The organism is Nocardia sp. NPDC051570, from assembly GCF_044454005.1.
Classification (GTDB): Bacteria; Actinomycetota; Actinomycetes; order Mycobacteriales; family Mycobacteriaceae; genus Nocardia.
The window spans coordinates 47,378-63,725 of sequence record NZ_JBITDI010000003.1 but is presented as its reverse complement, the minus strand read 5'-3'; the positions used below and the strand labels follow the sequence as shown (position 1 = coordinate 63,725).

The window sequence follows — 16,348 nt, the reverse complement described above, 5'->3', positions numbered from 1 at the left end:
CCACGCACGTCGCGCGCGGCCTTCCCTGCCGAGGGGCGCTCCCGACGTGCGGCGCCCGGTCGGCAGACCGCTCGGTGCACTTCCCGCTCGCGGCGATACCCCCTGCGGCACCGCCGTAAGCACCAAATGCGCACCGAGACAGGCCATTTGGAGAAAACGATCAGTGCGCAATACTAGGTGCGAACCAGTCGGTTGTCCAGTCAACCGCGAACATCGGTGTTCACAACCGTCCGGTTCCACACGCGACCGATCCACCTACAGTTCGTGGGGAGAACCCCCGCTGGAAGGACGACCATGCCCGTCGAACGCATGCTGCCCACCCCCGAGGCCCGGGACCTGATCGAGCTGACCCGCGAGATCGCCGACAAGGTGCTCGAGCCGAATGTCGTCGAGTACGAGCGGCTGCAGACCTATCCGGCCGAGGCGTTCCGGGCGCTGGGCGCGGCGGGCCTGCTGAGCCTGCCGTATCCGGAGGAGTTCGGCGGCGGCGCACAACCCTACGAGGTGTATCTGCAGGTGCTCGAGGAGCTGGCGGCGCGGTGGGCGGCGGTCGCCGTCGCGGTCAGCGTGCACAGTCTGTCGTGCCATCCGCTGTTCGTCTTCGGATCCGATGAGCAGAAACAGCGCTGGCTGCCGGAGATGTTGGGCGGCAGCATGATCGGCGCCTACAGCCTATCCGAACCGCACGCCGGCTCGGACGCGGCCGCGCTGCGCTGCCGGGCCACCGCGGTCGAGGACGGCTATCGGATCACCGGAGCCAAGGCGTGGATCACCAACGGGGGCAAGGCCGATTACTACACGCTGTTCGCCCGCACGGGCGAGGGCTCGCGCGGAATCTCGTGCTTCCTCGTGCCCGCGGGCACTGCGGGACTGTCGTTCGGCAGGCCCGAGGAGAAGATGGGACTGCGCGCCGTCCCGACCACCACCGCCGCCTACGACGACGCCCTGGTGCCCGCCGAGCGACTGATCGGCGAACCGGGACAGGGACTTTCGATCGCGTTCAGCGCCCTGGATTCCGGACGGCTCGGCATCGCCGCGGTCGCCACCGGCTTGGCGCAGCGCGCCCTCGACGACGCGGTCGCCTACGCGCGCGACCGTGAGGCCTTCGGCCGCCACATCATCGACCACCAGGGCCTGGGCTTCGTCCTGGCCGATATGGCCGCCGCGGTCGACTCCGCCCGCGCGACCTACCTCGACGCCGCCCGCCGCCGCGACGCCGGCCTGCCCTACTCCCGCCAGGCCAGTGTGGCCAAACTGGTGGCCACCGATGCCGCCATGAAGGTCACCACCGACGCGGTCCAGGTCCTCGGCGGCTACGGCTACACCCAGGACTTCCCGGTCGAGCGCTATATGCGCGAGGCCAAGGTCATGCAGATCTTCGAGGGGACGAATCAGATTCAGCGGCTGGTCATCGCGCGCAGTCTCGCCACGTAACTCCATCTTGGCCGGAAATCTCGATTCCTGGCCGCTGATCTCTTCGATGTAGCAGGTGGACGGTCATACTCTCGAGGTATGAGTCACACACCGTCCATCCTCATCATCGGCGCCGGATTCGCGGGGCTCGGGCTGGCGCTGGAGCTGCGGCGCGCCGGGATCGAGAGCTTCACGATCCTGGAGAAGGCCGGCGATCTCGGTGGGGTGTGGCGGGAGAACACCTATCCGGGCGCGGCCTGCGATGTCCCGTCGCCGCTGTACTCATGGTCGTTCGAGCCGAAATCGGATTGGCCGCGGCGGTTTTCGCTGCAGCACGATATCCACGAGTACATGCGCTCGATCGCCGAGAAGTACCGGTTACCGTCGAAGATCCGCTTCGGCACCGAGGTGACCGATGCGGAATTCGATGAGCGCCATGGTGTTTGGCAGGTGCGCACGGCCGACGGCGCGACGCTGACCACCGATATCCTGGTCTCCGCGGTGGGCCAGCTGTCGCGTCCGGCCATGCCGAATCTCCCCGGCCTGGACACCTTCACCGGACCGTCGTTCCATTCGGCCGAATGGGATCACAGCGTCGATCTCACCGGTAAGCGCGTGGCCTGCATCGGCACGGGAGCCAGTGCGATCCAATACATTCCCCAGATCGCGCCGGGGGTCGGGCATCTGACGCTGTTCCAGCGGTCGGCGGCGTGGGTGCTGCCCAAGCCCGATACCGAGTACACGCCCGTGCATCACGCGCTGTTCAAATACGTGCCGCCCACTCGCCTGGCGGAGCGGTTTCTGATCTGGGCCACCTTCGACCTGCTGGCGCTGGCGCTGACCGATGTGCCGTGGCTGAAGTACCCGGTGATCGCGCTCGCGGATCACCATCGCGCCAAACAGGTTCCGGACGAGGAGCTGCGCCGCAAACTCACCCCCGACTACGCGGCGGGGTGCAAGCGCGGCCTGTTCTCCAACGACTACTTCCCCGCCCTGACGCGGCCGAACGTGACCGTGGAGACCACCGCCATCGAGGCGATCACCCCGACCGGCATCCGCACCGGCGACGGTCTGGAGCACGAGGTGGATGTGATCATCTTCGGCACCGGCTTCAAGGGGACCGAATTCCTGGCCCCCATGAACATCTACGGCCGCGGCGGCCGCAAGCTGTCCGACGAGTGGTCCCCCGAGGGCGCCCGCGCCTACCTCGGCATATCGGTACCCGACTTCCCGAACCTGTTCCTGATGTACGGCCCGAACACCAACGTCGGCTCCGGCTCGATCATCTACATGCTCGAATCGCAGGCCCGCTACATCCGCCAGGCCGCGCGCTATCTCGCAGACCGCCCCGGCCGATCCGTCGCCGCCCGCGCCACCGCCGAACAGTCCTGGGACGACTGGCTACAGCGGCGCCTGCAGGACACCCCCTGGAACTTCTGCTCCAGCTGGTACCGCAACGCATCGGGCCGCATCACCAACAACTGGCCCGGTGCAACGATCCTGTTCCGTTGGAAGACAAGACGTTTCGACCCCGCCGACTACGACGAGAGCACACCCGAACCCCACTGATCACCGAACACCCGACCCCACGATGCGCCCTTTCCCTCCCCCACCGGGTAAACTCCGCCCAAGCCCAGCCTCCGTAGCTCAGGGGATAGAGCAACCCTCTCCTAAAGGGTAGGTCGCAGGTTCGATTCCTGCCGGGGGCACTTAGAGGCTGTAACCATCGCCTAAAGGGCAGGTCACAGGTTCGATTCCTGCCGGGGGCACTTAGAGGCTGTAACCATCGCCTAAAGGGCAGGTCGCAGGTTCGATTCCTGCCGGGGGCACCAACTCCTACGCCGCGGTGTCCGCACAAGCGTTGTGGCTGTCAGGCCGCGGCGGCCCGGACGATCATCTTGCCGAGATTCTCGCCCTGCAGCATTCCCACGAACGCCTCGATCATCCGGTCGAATCCGTCCACGATGGTGTGCGGGCTGCGCACCCGACCGGCCAGGATGTGCGGGATCAGGAACTGCTCCAGCTCGGGCTGCACGTCGTAGTAGTCGCGGACCATGAATCCCTCCAGCCGGATACTCCGCTCGACCAGATCGAACAGGTTGCGCGGTGCGGACGGCGGATTGGACAGGTCGTTGTATTGCGCCACGGCGCCGCAGAACGCGATCCTGCCGTGCTCGCGCATGCTGCCGATGGCGGCTTCCAGGTGATCGCCACCGACATTGTCGAAGTAGATATCGATACCGTCCGGAGCGGCCTCGGCCAGCTGCCCGGGCAGATCACCGTCGCGGTAGTCGAAGGCAGCGTCGAATCCGAGCTCGCGAGTCAGATACTGCGCCTTACGAGCCGACCCGGTACTACCGACGACCCGATGCGCACCCAGCAGGCGCGCCAGTTGACCGGCGGCAACACCGACGCCCCCGGCGGCAGCCGAAATGAATACGGTCTCGCCGGGCTGCACTCGGGCGATCCGGGTCAGACCGATATAGGCGGTGAGGCCGGTACCGCCGAGCGCGCCGAGGTAGTTCGTGACATCCAGCCCATCGATGCCGGGCAATACCCGGATCTCATCGGCAGTGACGAGTGCGTGCGTCCGCCAGGACCGGCGATGAGATACCCAATCACCGACGGTGAGCCGCGGATCGGCCGATTCGATGATCCGGCCGATCGCCCGGCCCTCCAGGAAGGTGTCGAACTCCCAGCCTTCGTGCATCAGCTCGCGCATATAAGGATCCACGGACAGATAGACGTTCTCCACCAGCGCCTGCCCAGGCCGCGGCGATCCGATCTCGACATCGACGGTGGTGAAATTGCCGGTCGTCGGCGCACCGATCGGCCTGCTCACCAGTTGGATCGCTGCAGCTTTGACGGTCATGACACCCTTCCTGTCGCTCAACGCACCTTAGGCGGTGGCCGCGACCGGTGCCTCCGAACCCGGCCGATCCGACATACGCACCACCGGAACCGAATCCGGTAATTCCCCTCGCCGCGCAACTTCTCGACCCGGGCCCGGCGACAGCAGGACCGCGTGGCATTCGTACTTCCGCACCAGTGAACTGCGCTATCTGCTCGGCAGGCGTGTTATCGAGATTCGCGATTCCTGGCGAGCCCTGCGTCCGTATCTCCCCGACAACCGCGGGACAGCCGAGGACGACATCACACAGCTGGCCGCCGCGGCCGCCTCATCGCTATACGAAGCCCTGGAGGCCAAGTCCGCCGGCGAAACCCCCGACGAAGAGTCCGGTGCCAGCCGGCTGGAACGACTCGAGGCCACCGACCTCGACGAGGATATCGATTGGCTGGTTCGGGTGGGACACGCCTACTCGGCGATACGCCGGACCGCACGGTCGACGTCGGTACAAGACCTCACCGCGCTCGGTCAGCGGGCGGGGTAAGGCGGACCCCGTCATCCCAGGGAGCAATCTTCTGGAAATAGATCATGTCCCACCACCGCCCAGCGATATGCATATGCCCGCGCGACAGACCGACCCGGTGAAAGCCGTTCTTTTCCAGCGCACGACGCGAACCGTGGTTGTCCTCGCGAACAAACGCCTCTACCCGGTGCAGACCCATCTCCCAGAACGCCATGTCCAGACACTGCCGAATGGCCTCAGTCACCACTCCCTTGCCGTTGGCATGCTCCGACACCCAGTAGCCGAGAGTCGCCGCACCGACGATCCCGTGCTGGACCCGCATGCTCAGTGCGCCCTCGACCCGGCCGTCCAGCTCGATGAGGCCGAACCACTTGTCCCCGGTCCCGCGCCCGGTGATGAGATCGCGCACCCAGGCCGCGCTCTCGTCGTCCGACATATCACCGGCCGGCATCCAACCGTGCAGAAATTCCCTGTTACGCCTGATCAGTTCGGTCAGCGTATCGCCGTCCGACTCATCGAGGGGTCGCAACGTCACCGTCAACGGGTTCTCCTCCTATACAAATGATCTCGCATCAACAGTCTGCCTCACGCACCCGTGCCGGAGGACGGTCGATTCGGGGATGCTGAGGCTGGGTGCGCGCGATGAGGACGTCCACTTCGGCTGTGCTCGGCATTCCAGAAATACACATAACGCCAAAACGGAAGACAGGGAATACTATCAATGACTGCCAGGGGGCCGGAGTCCATGTCCAATAGTTCCACATTCCACGTGGTAGTGAAAGCGCACCCGGTAAACGCATGGGTGCTTTACACTTTGACCAGGGTGTACTTCTCGGTCGACGGATCGGAATTCAAACGGATCGCCTGGAAAACCGACACGTCGATCGAGTTGCCGAGCGCCGGAAAGCATGAATTGAGTTTCGAGGTCCGCTACTTCGACCGGTTGACCTGCGGACATGCCACTTTGTCCACCGAAATTCAGCCGGGTGACCCATTCGTTGTGGTCAACGGCTGGACCAACCAACACCCATTCGCTATCAGTAAGAATCGCGATTCCTGAAGAGGTTGGAGCACGGGGGTGGGGTTGTCCTACGGTTTACGGCAGAGTCCGCCGAGCAGTACCAGGCCGGTGGCGGGGAGTTCGTTGTCGAGCCATTGCTGCAGGGGCACGATGCCGGGGGCGAGGAGGTCGAATCCGTCGAACAGGGCCGTGGTTTCGGCGACGGTCCGGTACCGGACTTCGGCGATGCCGCCGGTGGTGACTTCGTCGACCGTCTTCACGAATGCTTGGTTGGTATCGACCGAGGCATGGCTGAAACCGAGGTAACTGCCCGGCGCCATCACCTCGCGCAGTCGCGCGATGATCTCGGCCGGATGCTCGTCGTCCATGAGGTAGTGCAGGACTCCGATGATCATGATGGCGACGGGTTGGGCGAAGTCGATCTGTGCGTCGGTCCGTAGCCGGGTGATCAGGTCGTCGATGTGGCGGATGTCGGCCAGGATCGGTGTCACGCCGGTCTCACCGGCGAGTATGGCGTTGGCGTGGGCGTAGACGACGGGGTCGTAGTCGACGAAGGCCACGCGCGCGGACGCGTCTTTTTTGCGGGCGATCTCGTGCACGGCGGGGGTGGTCGGGATTCCCGCGCCGAGGTCGATGTATTGGCGAATGCCTGCTTCGCCGGCGATCTCGGTGAGCTTGATCAGGAATTGGCGGCAGAACCAGGCCGTCAGGCGAGTGTCGGGGGCGACCTCGAGCATGCGCTGGGCCACCATGCGGTCGACCTCGTAGTTGTCCTTACCGCCCAGCATGTAGTCGAAGATCCGGGCGACGTTCGGTGTGAACGGATCGACGCCTTCCGGCGCCGGCCTGCTCTCGACCACCCGCACCTCCCTTCATCATCACGGCGCGTGCTGTTCTGCCTCGACAGGTCTGCGGCGATCCGCCCGGGGCCCGAGCGCCGAACTGTGGGTGCCGAACCTTTGCCTCTCAGCTGCTTTCGGACGATCGCCTCCCCTCAGGATGCCAGACTCACAGAACTCGCAGCGGACGAATTCTCGACAGCAAAGACCCAGTAGAGGCACTTTCCTGTACGCGCTGCGGGCGCTGTCATCCAAGCGGCCCCATTTGCCTTGTTTATACCTTGCGGTGCCGGTGCGACGGGCGGACGCGGAATATCAACGGCCGCAACAGATCATGCGGTTCCGTCCATCCAAAGCCCTAGGCTGACAACATGATTCATCACATACAGGTCGGATGCCCGGCAGGCGGCGAAGCCCAGCAACGAGCCTTCTACAGCGGCGTCCTGGGCTGGCAGGAACTGCCGAAGCCCCCGCTGCTCGCGGCTCGTGGCGGATGCGCCCGCCAGTCATTGACCGGTGTATCGATCGAGATCAGGAGCGGCGATCAGTCTCATTGCCGTATTGTCCGCCGAGGGCGACCCGTCGCCGGGCATCGACATGATAGGAACCCGACCATGCCACGTATCGCCACCGCCGACGCGGTCGAACGAGCCGAACTGCTGGAATTCCTTCGCACTCGCCATCGGGGAGTGCTGATCACCACCCGAGCGGACGGCCGCCCTCAATTATCCCCTGTCACTTGCGGTCTCGATCCCGAGGGCCGCATCGTGGTGTCGACCTATCCAGCCCGCGCCAAGGTCCACAACGCGCGCCGCGACCCCCGCGTGTCGATCTGCGTCCTGTCCGACGACTGGAACGGTCCCTACGTGCAGGTCGACGGGAACGCGGAAATCCTGGACATGCCGGAGGCTCTCGACGGTCTCGTCGAGTACTTCCGCGGGATCTCCGGCGAACATCCCGACTGGGCGGAGTACCGCGAGGCCATGGCACAGCAGAACAAGTCGCTGCTGCGCATCAGTATCGAACGCTGGGGACCGGTCGCGGCGGGCGGCTTCCCGCCCGAACTCGCCGACTGACGCCGGACGGGTGCGTTCAGTCGCGGAGCCCGGCGGCCTGTTTCGCGGTGTCCTCCAGCTCGGCTCGATAGCGTCGCCACCGGTCCGGGTCGCTGGTGGGCATGTTGTCGTTGCCGGAGAACAGGCCCGCGGTGCCGTCGATGAGCTCGCGGACGATATCGGCATGTCCGGCATGCCGATTGGTTTCGGCGGTCACATGCACCAGGATTCGGTGCAGCGTGACGGTCCGGTGCTCCTCCCGCCACCACGGCACCGAACCCTCGGCGGTGAGGTCGAGCTCATCGATCGTGGTGTCGGCATGCGCCCAGGCCCTGCGGTAGAACCCGATGATGTCCTCGCGCGATTCCTCGGCGGTGGCCCACATATCCGCGGTGGGATCGGTCTCGAAATCCTGTGCGGCGGTGGGTTCGTCGTAGGGCCGGCCGAAGGTGTCCCCGAAGTAGCCCAACTCGACCCTGCCGAGATGTTTGACCAGCCCGAGCAGATTGGTGCCGGTGGGTGTCATGGGCCGCCGCACGTCGTACTCGGAGGCGCCGTCGAGCTTCCACAACACGGCCTCGCGCGCGGAGCGCAGATAACGATGCAGGTCGGTTTTCAGGTCGGAGTCGGTCATATCGAGCACTCTGCCACGATAATGTGGTAGCGGCACAACACCTTTCGCCATCAGGCGGGCTGATCGAGATACGCCCGGATCGACGCCATCTCCCGCAGGAGCCCGGCCCGCAGGCTGTCACGGTCGGCGGCCGGCAGGGTCGCCCTACGCTGATATCGACTGCCGCCCGGCTCAATTCGGCCGCAACTCGCGTTGGCATCGCGGGCACAGCCCATGCAGGGTCAGCGCGGCGGTGTTCGGCAGGAGGAAGTTGCTGCCCGCGCTGGCGTAGGCGACGGCCTCGCTCAGCGCGGCGGCGGGTACCTCGGTCACGGTGGCGCAGCGGTTGCAGATCGCGTGGTGGTGCGGGCGATCGGCCAGCCCGACGCTGACGACGCGTTCGTCGATGATCAGGGTGTGCAGCACCTGGTTGCGCACGAGGGTCGAGACGGTGCGATAGACGGTGGTGAGATCGATGCGCCGACCCTCGTCGTCGAGACGCCGATGAATCTCGGCGGCGGTGAGATGGCCCGCGTGCCGGGACCGATCGAGCACCTCCAGCACGGCCAACCTCGGCGTGGTGCACCGCAGCCCATGTTCGCTCAACAGGGTGCGTCCGTACCGGTTGTCCGCCATGACGCCAGTGTGCCGCGCCGGACCCGGCGAATGCCATTGCCGTTGTTGCCAATCAACTGCAACTGGCGGCCGGGACGCCTATCGTGGAATGTGCTCGTTCGGCGTGGGAGAGGTATCGCGCAATGGCAACCACGACTGCAACCGGACGGCTGCCCGCCCTGTCCACGATTCGTGACGCGCTGTCCCCGCGCGAATGGACCTCGATCGCCTCGATGGCGGCCGTCATCATCGGCCTGCATATCGTCGGCTGGGTCACCCTCGCCGCCTTCGTCGCGCCCCAGCATTTCGACCTCGGCGACCGAACCCTCGGCATCGGCGTCGGCCTCACCGCCTACACCCTCGGGCTGCGGCACGCCTTCGACGCCGATCACATCTCGGCCATCGATAACACCACCCGCAAACTGATGAACGACGGCCGCCGCCCGATGTCGGTCGGATTCTTCTTCTCCCTCGGCCATTCCACCATCGTGTTCGGCCTCGCGGTGCTGCTCTCGATCGGAGTGCGGGCGATCGCCGGTCCGGTCGAGGACGATTCGTCGGCGCTGCATCACTACACCGGACTGATCGGCACCACGGTCTCGGGCACGTTCCTCTACGTCATCGCGATCATCAACATCGTCATCCTGTTCGGCATCGTGCGCGTGTTCCGGCGCATGCGCACCGGCGAATACAACGAGGCCGAACTCGAAAACCAGCTCGCCAACCGCGGATTCATGAACCGCCTGCTCGGCGGCGTCATGAAGTCGATCACCAAACCGTGGCAGATGTACCCGGTCGGACTCCTGTTCGGTCTCGGCTTCGATACCGCCACCGAGGTCGCGCTGCTCGTGCTCGCCGGGACCTCCGCCGCGGCGGGCCTGCCCTGGTACGCGATCCTGTGCCTGCCAATCCTTTTCGCCGCGGGCATGAGCCTGCTGGACACCATCGACGGCTCGTTCATGAACTTCGCCTACGGCTGGGCCTTCGCCAAACCGGTCCGCAAGGTGTACTACAACATCACCATCACGGCCCTGTCGGTCGCCGTCGCACTGATCATCGGCACCATCGAACTGCTCGGCCTGCTGGCCGGTCAACTCGGCTGGAGCGGCGGATTCTGGACGTGGATCGCCGGACTGAACCTCAACGCCATCGGCTTCGCCATCGTGGGCCTGTTCGTCCTCACTTGGGTTGTGGCACTGCTGATCTGGCGTTTCTGCCGCATCGAGGAGAAATGGGGCGCTGTCAGCCCGACTGGACCATCGGGACGTCGGTGAGACCTTCCAGCAGACCGGAATTCACATCGAGCCAGTGGGTGATCGCCTCATAGGTGGCGCGCAGCGCGGTGGCGCGGACATCTCATTCCTCGACTTCGATGGCCATCGCCGGACACAATTGCGCCGCATAGCGGACGGCGTCATGGTGTCCGGCGACCGGCTCGGCGACGACCAGCTCGACCAGCCCGTTGTCATCCTGATCGAAGACATCCGGCGCCGCGAACACGCACTGCCCGGAACCGACACAGACTTCCTTGCGGACCTGAATTCTCATGGGACTCACTCTCAGAGGTGGATCGGTTCGAGCCTAGCGAGGTTCCGGCCGATGGGAATCCCCCTCTTCTGCTGCCCTCCGGCGTGTCGAGGGCCGAGTGAGGATCACCCGCCGCCGGCCCGCGAAATGAATTCGGCGTGTGGCCATCTCACCGAGCCGGATGTTGTGCGTGACGATGACGAACAGCGTGTCGGGGACGGCGGAGATCAGGGTGCGCAGCAGTACGACCTCGTCCGGGGCGCTCAGTTCCGAGGTGGCCTCGTCCAGCACCGCGACCGCGGGCCGATCGAGAGCTATGTCCAGCAAGGCGAGACACTGCTGCTGGGATTTGCTCAGATCGAGCGCGCCGTCCGCCCCCACCTCGGTATCGAATCCGCATGGCAGTGCGCCGAGGATGTGTTCTATCCGAAGCTGTTTCGCCAGTACCTCGAGTTCCACGGGATCGCCGCACGAGAAGTGATCGGCGAGCCGCCCGGGCTTGAACACCGGCGTCGAGGTCAACATATGCACCTCGCGGCCATGGGAACTCGTGAGATATCCGGTATCGACGCCGAGCGTACGCACCGTGCCCCGCGTCGGCGGGTGCACACCGATCAGCAGCTGGGCCAGGGTGGATTTGCCGATGCCGCTCTCTCCGGTGATCACGATGACCTCACCCGGATCGAACGAGGCGCTGAACCGCTCCAGCACGACCAGACCGTTGCGATCGTGGACGAAGGTGACATCGTCGAAGGCGACCAGCGGCTCGGCCGACGGCGTCGGGCGAGGTGGAGCGCTCGCCGTGCCGGATCGCTCCGGCGGAGCCAATCGGTCCGCGCTGTCGAGGATCTGCCGCAGCTCGACCAGGCAGCGGCCGAGCCGGGCGAAGATCGCGATGAGGCTGTAGCACAGACTCAGTGCCAGCACATCGGCCGCGCCGATATGTCCGACGGTGTGCTGGTAGATCGACGAGCCGATCACGGCTCCGACGAAGACGATGCCGATCAGATCGAGCCGATAGTTGTGCCACCGGCGCGCGGCGGAGTTGTCCAGCGAGGCGAACGCCCGTGCCGAGGTCCAGGCGGACAGCCATTCGAGCGTGGCCCGGCGGTCGGGGTGCGCGGCGAACCGTCCCCCGTCCTGGCCGAGCGCCGCGACCCTGGCCAGCACGCGCGCCGTCGCCTCGATCTCCACGCTGTTGAAGCGCCGGAGCACCTCGTCCGAGCGCCGCAGGCCGACCCAGCACGCCACACCCACCGCCGCCACGGGAAGCACGGCCAGCACATTGTTCGCCAGCACGTAGCCGGTGGTGACCGCGAGAAGGGTTGCGGCCCCGAGTGTTTCGACGAGTAGTGCGGGCAGCACTTCGTCGACTCGGCGCTGATCCCAGGTGAGTCGGCTGTACACATCCTGCACATCGGCGTATTCGGTGCCGCGGCGCGGCCGAATCACGTCCGCGAAGTATCCGACGCACCGCCGGGACGCCTCACCGATAGTCCGTCCGACCACGAAAACCGTTCCCGTAATGGATAACACGGCGCTGCCGAATACGACCGCGGCCAACCACAATGGGGCCGAGGGGTTCATCACCAGGGTCCCGCTCGTCAGGAGGTAATCGCCTGCGATGTTCAGCACTTCGCGACCGGCGAAGAGCGCGAGCACCATCGAGACGACGCTCAGGATGCCGAAGCGCGACAGGCTCTTCCGAATGGATCCGCGCGCACCGCGCCCGGGCACGACCGGCATCTCGGCAGGTTCGGGCGACAGCAGGGCCTCATCGTCGACATCGATGGGCGGCGCGGCATGATGCGCGTCCTCGGCCGAACGGGTGTTGCGGCGAACCTCGCGCACCTCACCGTCGGCAACATGCCACACCTCATCGGCGGCGGCCTGTTCGTCCGGTCGGCCCGTGACGTACACGACGGACGTATCCCGCCACGGACCGGCGAGCAGATCGGCCAGCAACCCCTGTGCCAGAGCCGAATCCAGCCCCGCCGTCGGCTGGTCGATCAGCACCAGCTCCGGCCGGGCCAGCAGCGCTCGCGCCAACTCGAACCGTTTGCCTTGGCCGCGAGACACATTCCAGCTCGCCGCCGCCGCACCGTCCGCGGCGGCACGGTATTCGTCATGGAAGCGAGCGGGCAGTCGAGCGGCCCGCAGCGCGTCGGCGACCTCGTCGTCGCCGGGATCACGACGAAACAGGAGCAGGTTCTCCCGCAGGTCACCCGGCACGATCCAGGGCTCGTCGGGGATGACGAGCACCCGGACTTCCCGATTCGCCCGCGCGCGGGCGACCGAATACAACACGGTGGTCTTCCCGCTCCCCGCGCCGCCGACGATCGCGATATGCCGTCCCGTGAGTGGCGGCGGTTCGCTTGGGGGAACGCTGGTTTCGACGATAACGAGGTATCGGCTCACGGCGCGATGTCCGGCACGTCCCCGAGCGATATCCCCGATGATGCCGGGCGTGCCGTTGGCCACCGACCGCAATGTCCCCACGACGGCCACGGCGGCCAGGATGCTCGGTATATCGACCCTGCCCAGCAGGGCCAGCTGCAATAGAGCCGCTCCCAGGAGTGCGGCCAGCGGCGTGACCGCCGATATCAGGGTCACCGCGGCCATCAGCCACGCCGCACGCTCGAGTGCCGATTCCTCCGATCGGCGGCTGCCCCGATACCGCTGGAGCAGATCTCGATCCCAGTTGCGCAGCCACATCGGCACCCGGTTCCCGAGGGCGAAGGTGGCGGCGGTCGTTCGCTGCGCCGAGGCCACGGACAATCGGCCGTAGGTGCCGTCCAGTCGTTTCGCCAGCCGAGAGACCACGATCGAGCTGAGCAGGATGACGACCAGCGCCGCGACCGCGCTCACACCCAGGGTGATCAGGAAGAACACGGCGGTGTACACCACGGTGATCAGCGCCAGCACGGCCACGACGAGTCCGGACCACGCCGATTCGATCCGGCTCGCCTCCCGCTCGAACAGCGTCTCGAGGTTGTGACCACCCTGCGGCCCGCGGGCCACCAGCAGGCGGTGTTCGACATAGCCGCGGGCCGCGATGCCGATCAGTTCGGAGCGAAAGAAGGTGTGGTTGAGCGCTAGCCAGGCGATGTAGGTCAGGGCCAGACATAAGATGCCCGGCAATACGATCTGCGGCAGCGTGCTGTCCGCATTCAACAATCGCGCGAGCAGATGCCGCACGGCGATCGCCGCGCCGAATGCCGTGACCCCGTTCACCGCGATCGCAAGCATCGCCTGGAACAGATCTCGACGCAGTGCGCCGAAGATCCCGGCATACAGCGAGGGCGCACTCTCATGGAGATGATCCAACAGGGCGGCCCCGGTCCATCGCCGCCAGTGCGAGGCATAGGTGAGGCTGGAACGCTTGCGCCCCTTGGGGATGCCGAACCAGAGCAGGCCTATACACGCGGAATACAATGCAGAACCCCCCGAGAATTCCCCCGTTCTACCAATCCCGGATAATAACATTCCGAGCGAGGACCCTCGGTGCAATGCCCGACATGTGCCTTACATCACAAGATAATGTTCTACGATTACGACAGCGCAACTCGCGCAGCGGAATTCACCGGCCCCAGGCGTAGCAGAGTGCTGCGGATCATCAAGGTGGCCGCGGTCGCGAGTCCGGCGGTCAGTCCCCACCAGACGCCCGCGACGCCGAGATGCAATGGAAAGGCCAGCAATAGCGCCGCGGGCAGGGCGACCAGCCAGTAGCCCGTGGACGAGAGGCCGAAGGCCAGGGCCGTGCGGCCCTCGCCGCGCAGCATGCCGACGCCGAGAGTTTGACCGGCATCGAAGAACTGCAAGACGGCCGCGACGGCGAGCAGGGTGTGGGCCGTCGCGAGGGCCGCGGCGCCCTCGGGGTCGGCGGCGGTGAGGAACGGGCGTAGCACCAGGCCGGGCGCGGCGACGTAGAGCAGTGCGCTCAGGGCGGGGGCGACGGTTGCGCAGCGGACGGCCGAGCGCACCAAGGCGCTTGCGCGGGAAGGGTTTTCACCGCCCAGAGCGGAGCTGATCAGGGTCGACGCGCTGTGCGCCAGGCCGGTCGCGATCTGCAGCACGATGTAGACGATCTGGGAGACCACATTGTGGGCGGCGAGCACGGCCGGGCCGAAGGTGCCGACCAGCAAGCCCAGCACCGAGAAGATGCCCGCTTCGGAGCCGAACGTCAGCGAGATCGGGACGCCCACCCGGAGGTACGTGCGGACCATCGCGCGGGGCGCGGGCAGGATCCGAATCGACAGTGCCGCACCGAGTTCGCGATCGTGCCGCAGCACCGACCACAGCGCGACCGTTGCGAGTAGATAGCCGATCGATGTCGACACACCGAGCCCCGGCAGCCCGAGCGCGGGCACGAACCCCCAGCCGTGCATCAGAACCGTTGCCAAGGCGGCATTGACGACCACCCAGCCGAGGGCCACCAGCGCCTGCGCCTGCGGCCGCTGCCTGCCGACCGAATACAGTCGCAGGGTCTGAAACCACAGATACGGCACGATTCCCGGCGCGAGTGCCGTCATCATCGGCCGCGCCGCCGCCAGCACCTGCGGATCCTGGCCGAGCCAGCGCAGTGTCCACCCCAGCCCGATGAGCAGCAGCGCGCCCGCCCCACCGGCGGCGGTCGCGATCAGCAGGCTCGATCGCATAACCTCGCGAAGATCGAAAACCGCAGGAATACCCTGCTTTTCGTCCCGCCCGGCCGCCGCGGCGACGTGATTCTCGGTGGCGGTGACCAACCCGACGCACAGCGAGCGGATCTGATTGAACAGCAACATCGCCAGCCCACCCGCGGCCACCTGCCGCACCCCGAGCGTTCCCATCAGCGCGACATCGGTGGTCGACACCGCGACCTGGGCCAGCTGCGCCACCGACACCAATGCGGCAAGTGTGGTCAGACGACCACCTTCGGGGCGACTCACGACACCACCTCCACTCACTCCAGATCGAGCCGGAAACGCATGGTGGAGCATGGAACTGCCGTATATTCTCCCGAGCAGTATAGATAGCCTTGTAGTAGCTGGAGGCGCTTCGCGTCGAGTCTCTTACACCCCGTGTATTCGTTCGACCAGGAGGACGCATGGTTTGGGAACGGTGGCAGGTCAGCTGGGATCGTCAGCAGGAGCTGTATCTACCCGATCGCGAGGAGCGATTCCGGGTGATGCTCGATGTCGTAGAGGCCGTCGCGGGCCCGGCGCCGCGCGTACTCGACCTGGCCTGCGGCACGGGCAGTATCAGTCGCCGCCTGTTCGAGCGACTCCCCGAGGCCACCTCGGTCGGGGTCGATCTCGATCCGGCGCTGCTCACGATCGCGCGCGGCTCCTTCGCCGATGATGCGCGGATCCGGCTCGTCTCCGCCGATCTGCACGCGCCCGACTGGACCGCCGGAATGCCGGACGAACCGTTCGATGCCGTCGTCACCGCGACCGCGCTGCACTGGCTCACCACCGAGCCGCTGCTGCGGCTCTACGGCGATCTCGCGAAACTGCTTCGGCCGGGCGGGGTCTTCCTCAACGCCGACCATATGCCCGAATCGGGACGTCCCCTGCTGTACGCCGCGGACGAGACCATTCGGCGGACGCACCGCGAACGCGCCGAGCGCGCCGGGGCATTGGATTGGGACGGGTGGTGGGAGGCCGCCGAATCCGACCCGAATCTGACCGATGCCGTCGCGGCCAGCCGAGCGATCTACGGCACCGACGACAGCGGCGACACCCATCCGGCCGATTGGCATATCGCCCGGCTGCACGAGGCCGGCTTCCTGGAGGCGGGTGTGGTCTGGCGTTGTCTCGGCGACGCCATGGTGGCCGCCATCAGATAGGCGGGACCCGAAAATCAGCGTGACGACGCCCGTCCGGCCCGAGACTAGAGTGAGTTCGATATAA

At 66.1% G+C, this 16,348-nt stretch carries 15 protein-coding genes and 1 tRNA gene; 8 read left to right on the top strand and 8 right to left on the bottom strand.

What is annotated here, in order from left to right; translation table 11 throughout:
- Window positions 1–294: 294 nt before the first annotated feature.
- The 3 genes from ACIA76_RS07290 to ACIA76_RS07280 all read left to right on the top strand — a co-directional run bounded on the left by ACIA76_RS07290 (window position 295) and on the right by ACIA76_RS07280 (window position 3,122).
- Complete coding sequence (locus ACIA76_RS07290; protein WP_397149557.1) at window positions 295–1,434, top strand: acyl-CoA dehydrogenase family protein; 1,140 nt, start codon at window positions 295–297, stop codon at window positions 1,432–1,434.
- A gap of 78 nt (window positions 1,435–1,512) precedes the next feature.
- Complete coding sequence (locus ACIA76_RS07285) at window positions 1,513–2,982, top strand: flavin-containing monooxygenase (RefSeq protein ID WP_397149555.1); 1,470 nt, start codon at window positions 1,513–1,515, stop codon at window positions 2,980–2,982.
- A 67-nt stretch (window positions 2,983–3,049) separates the two neighbouring features.
- Window positions 3,050–3,122: transfer RNA gene (locus ACIA76_RS07280), tRNA-Arg, on the top strand.
- Window positions 3,123–3,283: 161 nt separating this feature from the next.
- Here ACIA76_RS07280 and ACIA76_RS07275 read toward each other — a convergent pair.
- Window positions 3,284–4,285 carry an NADP-dependent oxidoreductase gene (locus ACIA76_RS07275; protein WP_397149553.1) on the bottom strand — a complete coding sequence of 334 codons (1,002 nt, stop codon included), beginning with the start codon at window positions 4,283–4,285 and terminating at the stop codon, window positions 3,284–3,286.
- A gap of 34 nt (window positions 4,286–4,319) precedes the next feature.
- Between ACIA76_RS07275 and ACIA76_RS07270 the strand changes: the two genes are divergently transcribed.
- The gene (locus ACIA76_RS07270; protein ID WP_397149551.1) at window positions 4,320–4,805 is read left to right on the top strand and encodes a DUF6545 domain-containing protein; all 486 of its coding nucleotides are present in this window, start codon (window positions 4,320–4,322) and stop codon (window positions 4,803–4,805) included.
- Here the strand turns inward: ACIA76_RS07270 and ACIA76_RS07265 are convergent.
- On the bottom strand, window positions 4,777–5,319 hold the full coding sequence (locus ACIA76_RS07265; protein WP_397150675.1) for a GNAT family N-acetyltransferase: 543 nt from the start codon (window positions 5,317–5,319) through the stop codon (window positions 4,777–4,779). The two genes, ACIA76_RS07270 and ACIA76_RS07265, sit on opposite strands and share 29 nt — an antisense overlap.
- A gap of 288 nt (window positions 5,320–5,607) precedes the next feature.
- Here ACIA76_RS07265 and ACIA76_RS07260 point away from each other — a divergent pair, with 288 nt between their 5' ends.
- On the top strand, window positions 5,608–5,844 hold the full coding sequence (locus tag ACIA76_RS07260) for a hypothetical protein (RefSeq protein ID WP_397149549.1): 237 nt from the start codon (window positions 5,608–5,610) through the stop codon (window positions 5,842–5,844).
- Window positions 5,845–5,873: 29 nt separating this feature from the next.
- Here the strand turns inward: ACIA76_RS07260 and ACIA76_RS07255 are convergent, their stop codons facing one another.
- Complete coding sequence (locus ACIA76_RS07255; RefSeq protein ID WP_397149547.1) at window positions 5,874–6,665, bottom strand: SAM-dependent methyltransferase; 792 nt, start codon at window positions 6,663–6,665, stop codon at window positions 5,874–5,876.
- A gap of 593 nt (window positions 6,666–7,258) precedes the next feature.
- On the opposite strand from ACIA76_RS07255, the gene ACIA76_RS07250 reads away from it, so the two are divergent.
- Complete coding sequence (locus ACIA76_RS07250) at window positions 7,259–7,720, top strand: PPOX class F420-dependent oxidoreductase (RefSeq protein ID WP_397149545.1); 462 nt, start codon at window positions 7,259–7,261, stop codon at window positions 7,718–7,720.
- Between the two features lie 16 nt (window positions 7,721–7,736).
- On the opposite strand, the gene ACIA76_RS07245 is transcribed toward ACIA76_RS07250, so the two are convergent.
- Together ACIA76_RS07245 and ACIA76_RS07240 are read right to left on the bottom strand one after the other, a co-directional pair.
- Complete coding sequence (locus ACIA76_RS07245) at window positions 7,737–8,333, bottom strand: DinB family protein (protein WP_397149543.1); 597 nt, start codon at window positions 8,331–8,333, stop codon at window positions 7,737–7,739.
- Window positions 8,334–8,504: 171 nt separating this feature from the next.
- Window positions 8,505–8,948, bottom strand: coding sequence for a Fur family transcriptional regulator (locus ACIA76_RS07240; RefSeq protein ID WP_397149541.1), 444 nt, complete (start codon window positions 8,946–8,948; stop codon window positions 8,505–8,507).
- A 122-nt stretch (window positions 8,949–9,070) separates the two neighbouring features.
- On the opposite strand from ACIA76_RS07240, the gene ACIA76_RS07235 reads away from it, so the two are divergent.
- Complete coding sequence (locus ACIA76_RS07235) at window positions 9,071–10,201, top strand: HoxN/HupN/NixA family nickel/cobalt transporter (protein WP_397149539.1); 1,131 nt, start codon at window positions 9,071–9,073, stop codon at window positions 10,199–10,201.
- 82 nt (window positions 10,202–10,283) lie between these two features.
- Here the strand turns inward: ACIA76_RS07235 and ACIA76_RS07230 are convergent, their stop codons facing one another.
- From ACIA76_RS07230 to ACIA76_RS07220, 3 genes are all read right to left on the bottom strand, one after another.
- Entirely contained in the window at window positions 10,284–10,475 is a 192-nt protein-coding gene (locus ACIA76_RS07230; protein WP_397149537.1) for a ferredoxin, read from the bottom strand.
- 33 nt (window positions 10,476–10,508) lie between these two features.
- Window positions 10,509–13,889: an ATP-binding cassette domain-containing protein gene (locus ACIA76_RS07225; RefSeq protein WP_397149535.1), complete on the bottom strand. Its 3,381-nt coding sequence runs from the start codon at window positions 13,887–13,889 to the stop codon at window positions 10,509–10,511.
- Between the two features lie 116 nt (window positions 13,890–14,005).
- Window positions 14,006–15,385: an MATE family efflux transporter gene (locus ACIA76_RS07220; protein ID WP_397149532.1), complete on the bottom strand. Its 1,380-nt coding sequence runs from the start codon at window positions 15,383–15,385 to the stop codon at window positions 14,006–14,008.
- 158 nt (window positions 15,386–15,543) lie between these two features.
- On the opposite strand from ACIA76_RS07220, the gene ACIA76_RS07215 reads away from it, so the two are divergent.
- Window positions 15,544–16,284 carry a class I SAM-dependent methyltransferase gene (locus ACIA76_RS07215; protein ID WP_397149530.1) on the top strand — a complete coding sequence of 247 codons (741 nt, stop codon included), beginning with the start codon at window positions 15,544–15,546 and terminating at the stop codon, window positions 16,282–16,284.
- Window positions 16,285–16,348 lie beyond the last annotated feature (64 nt).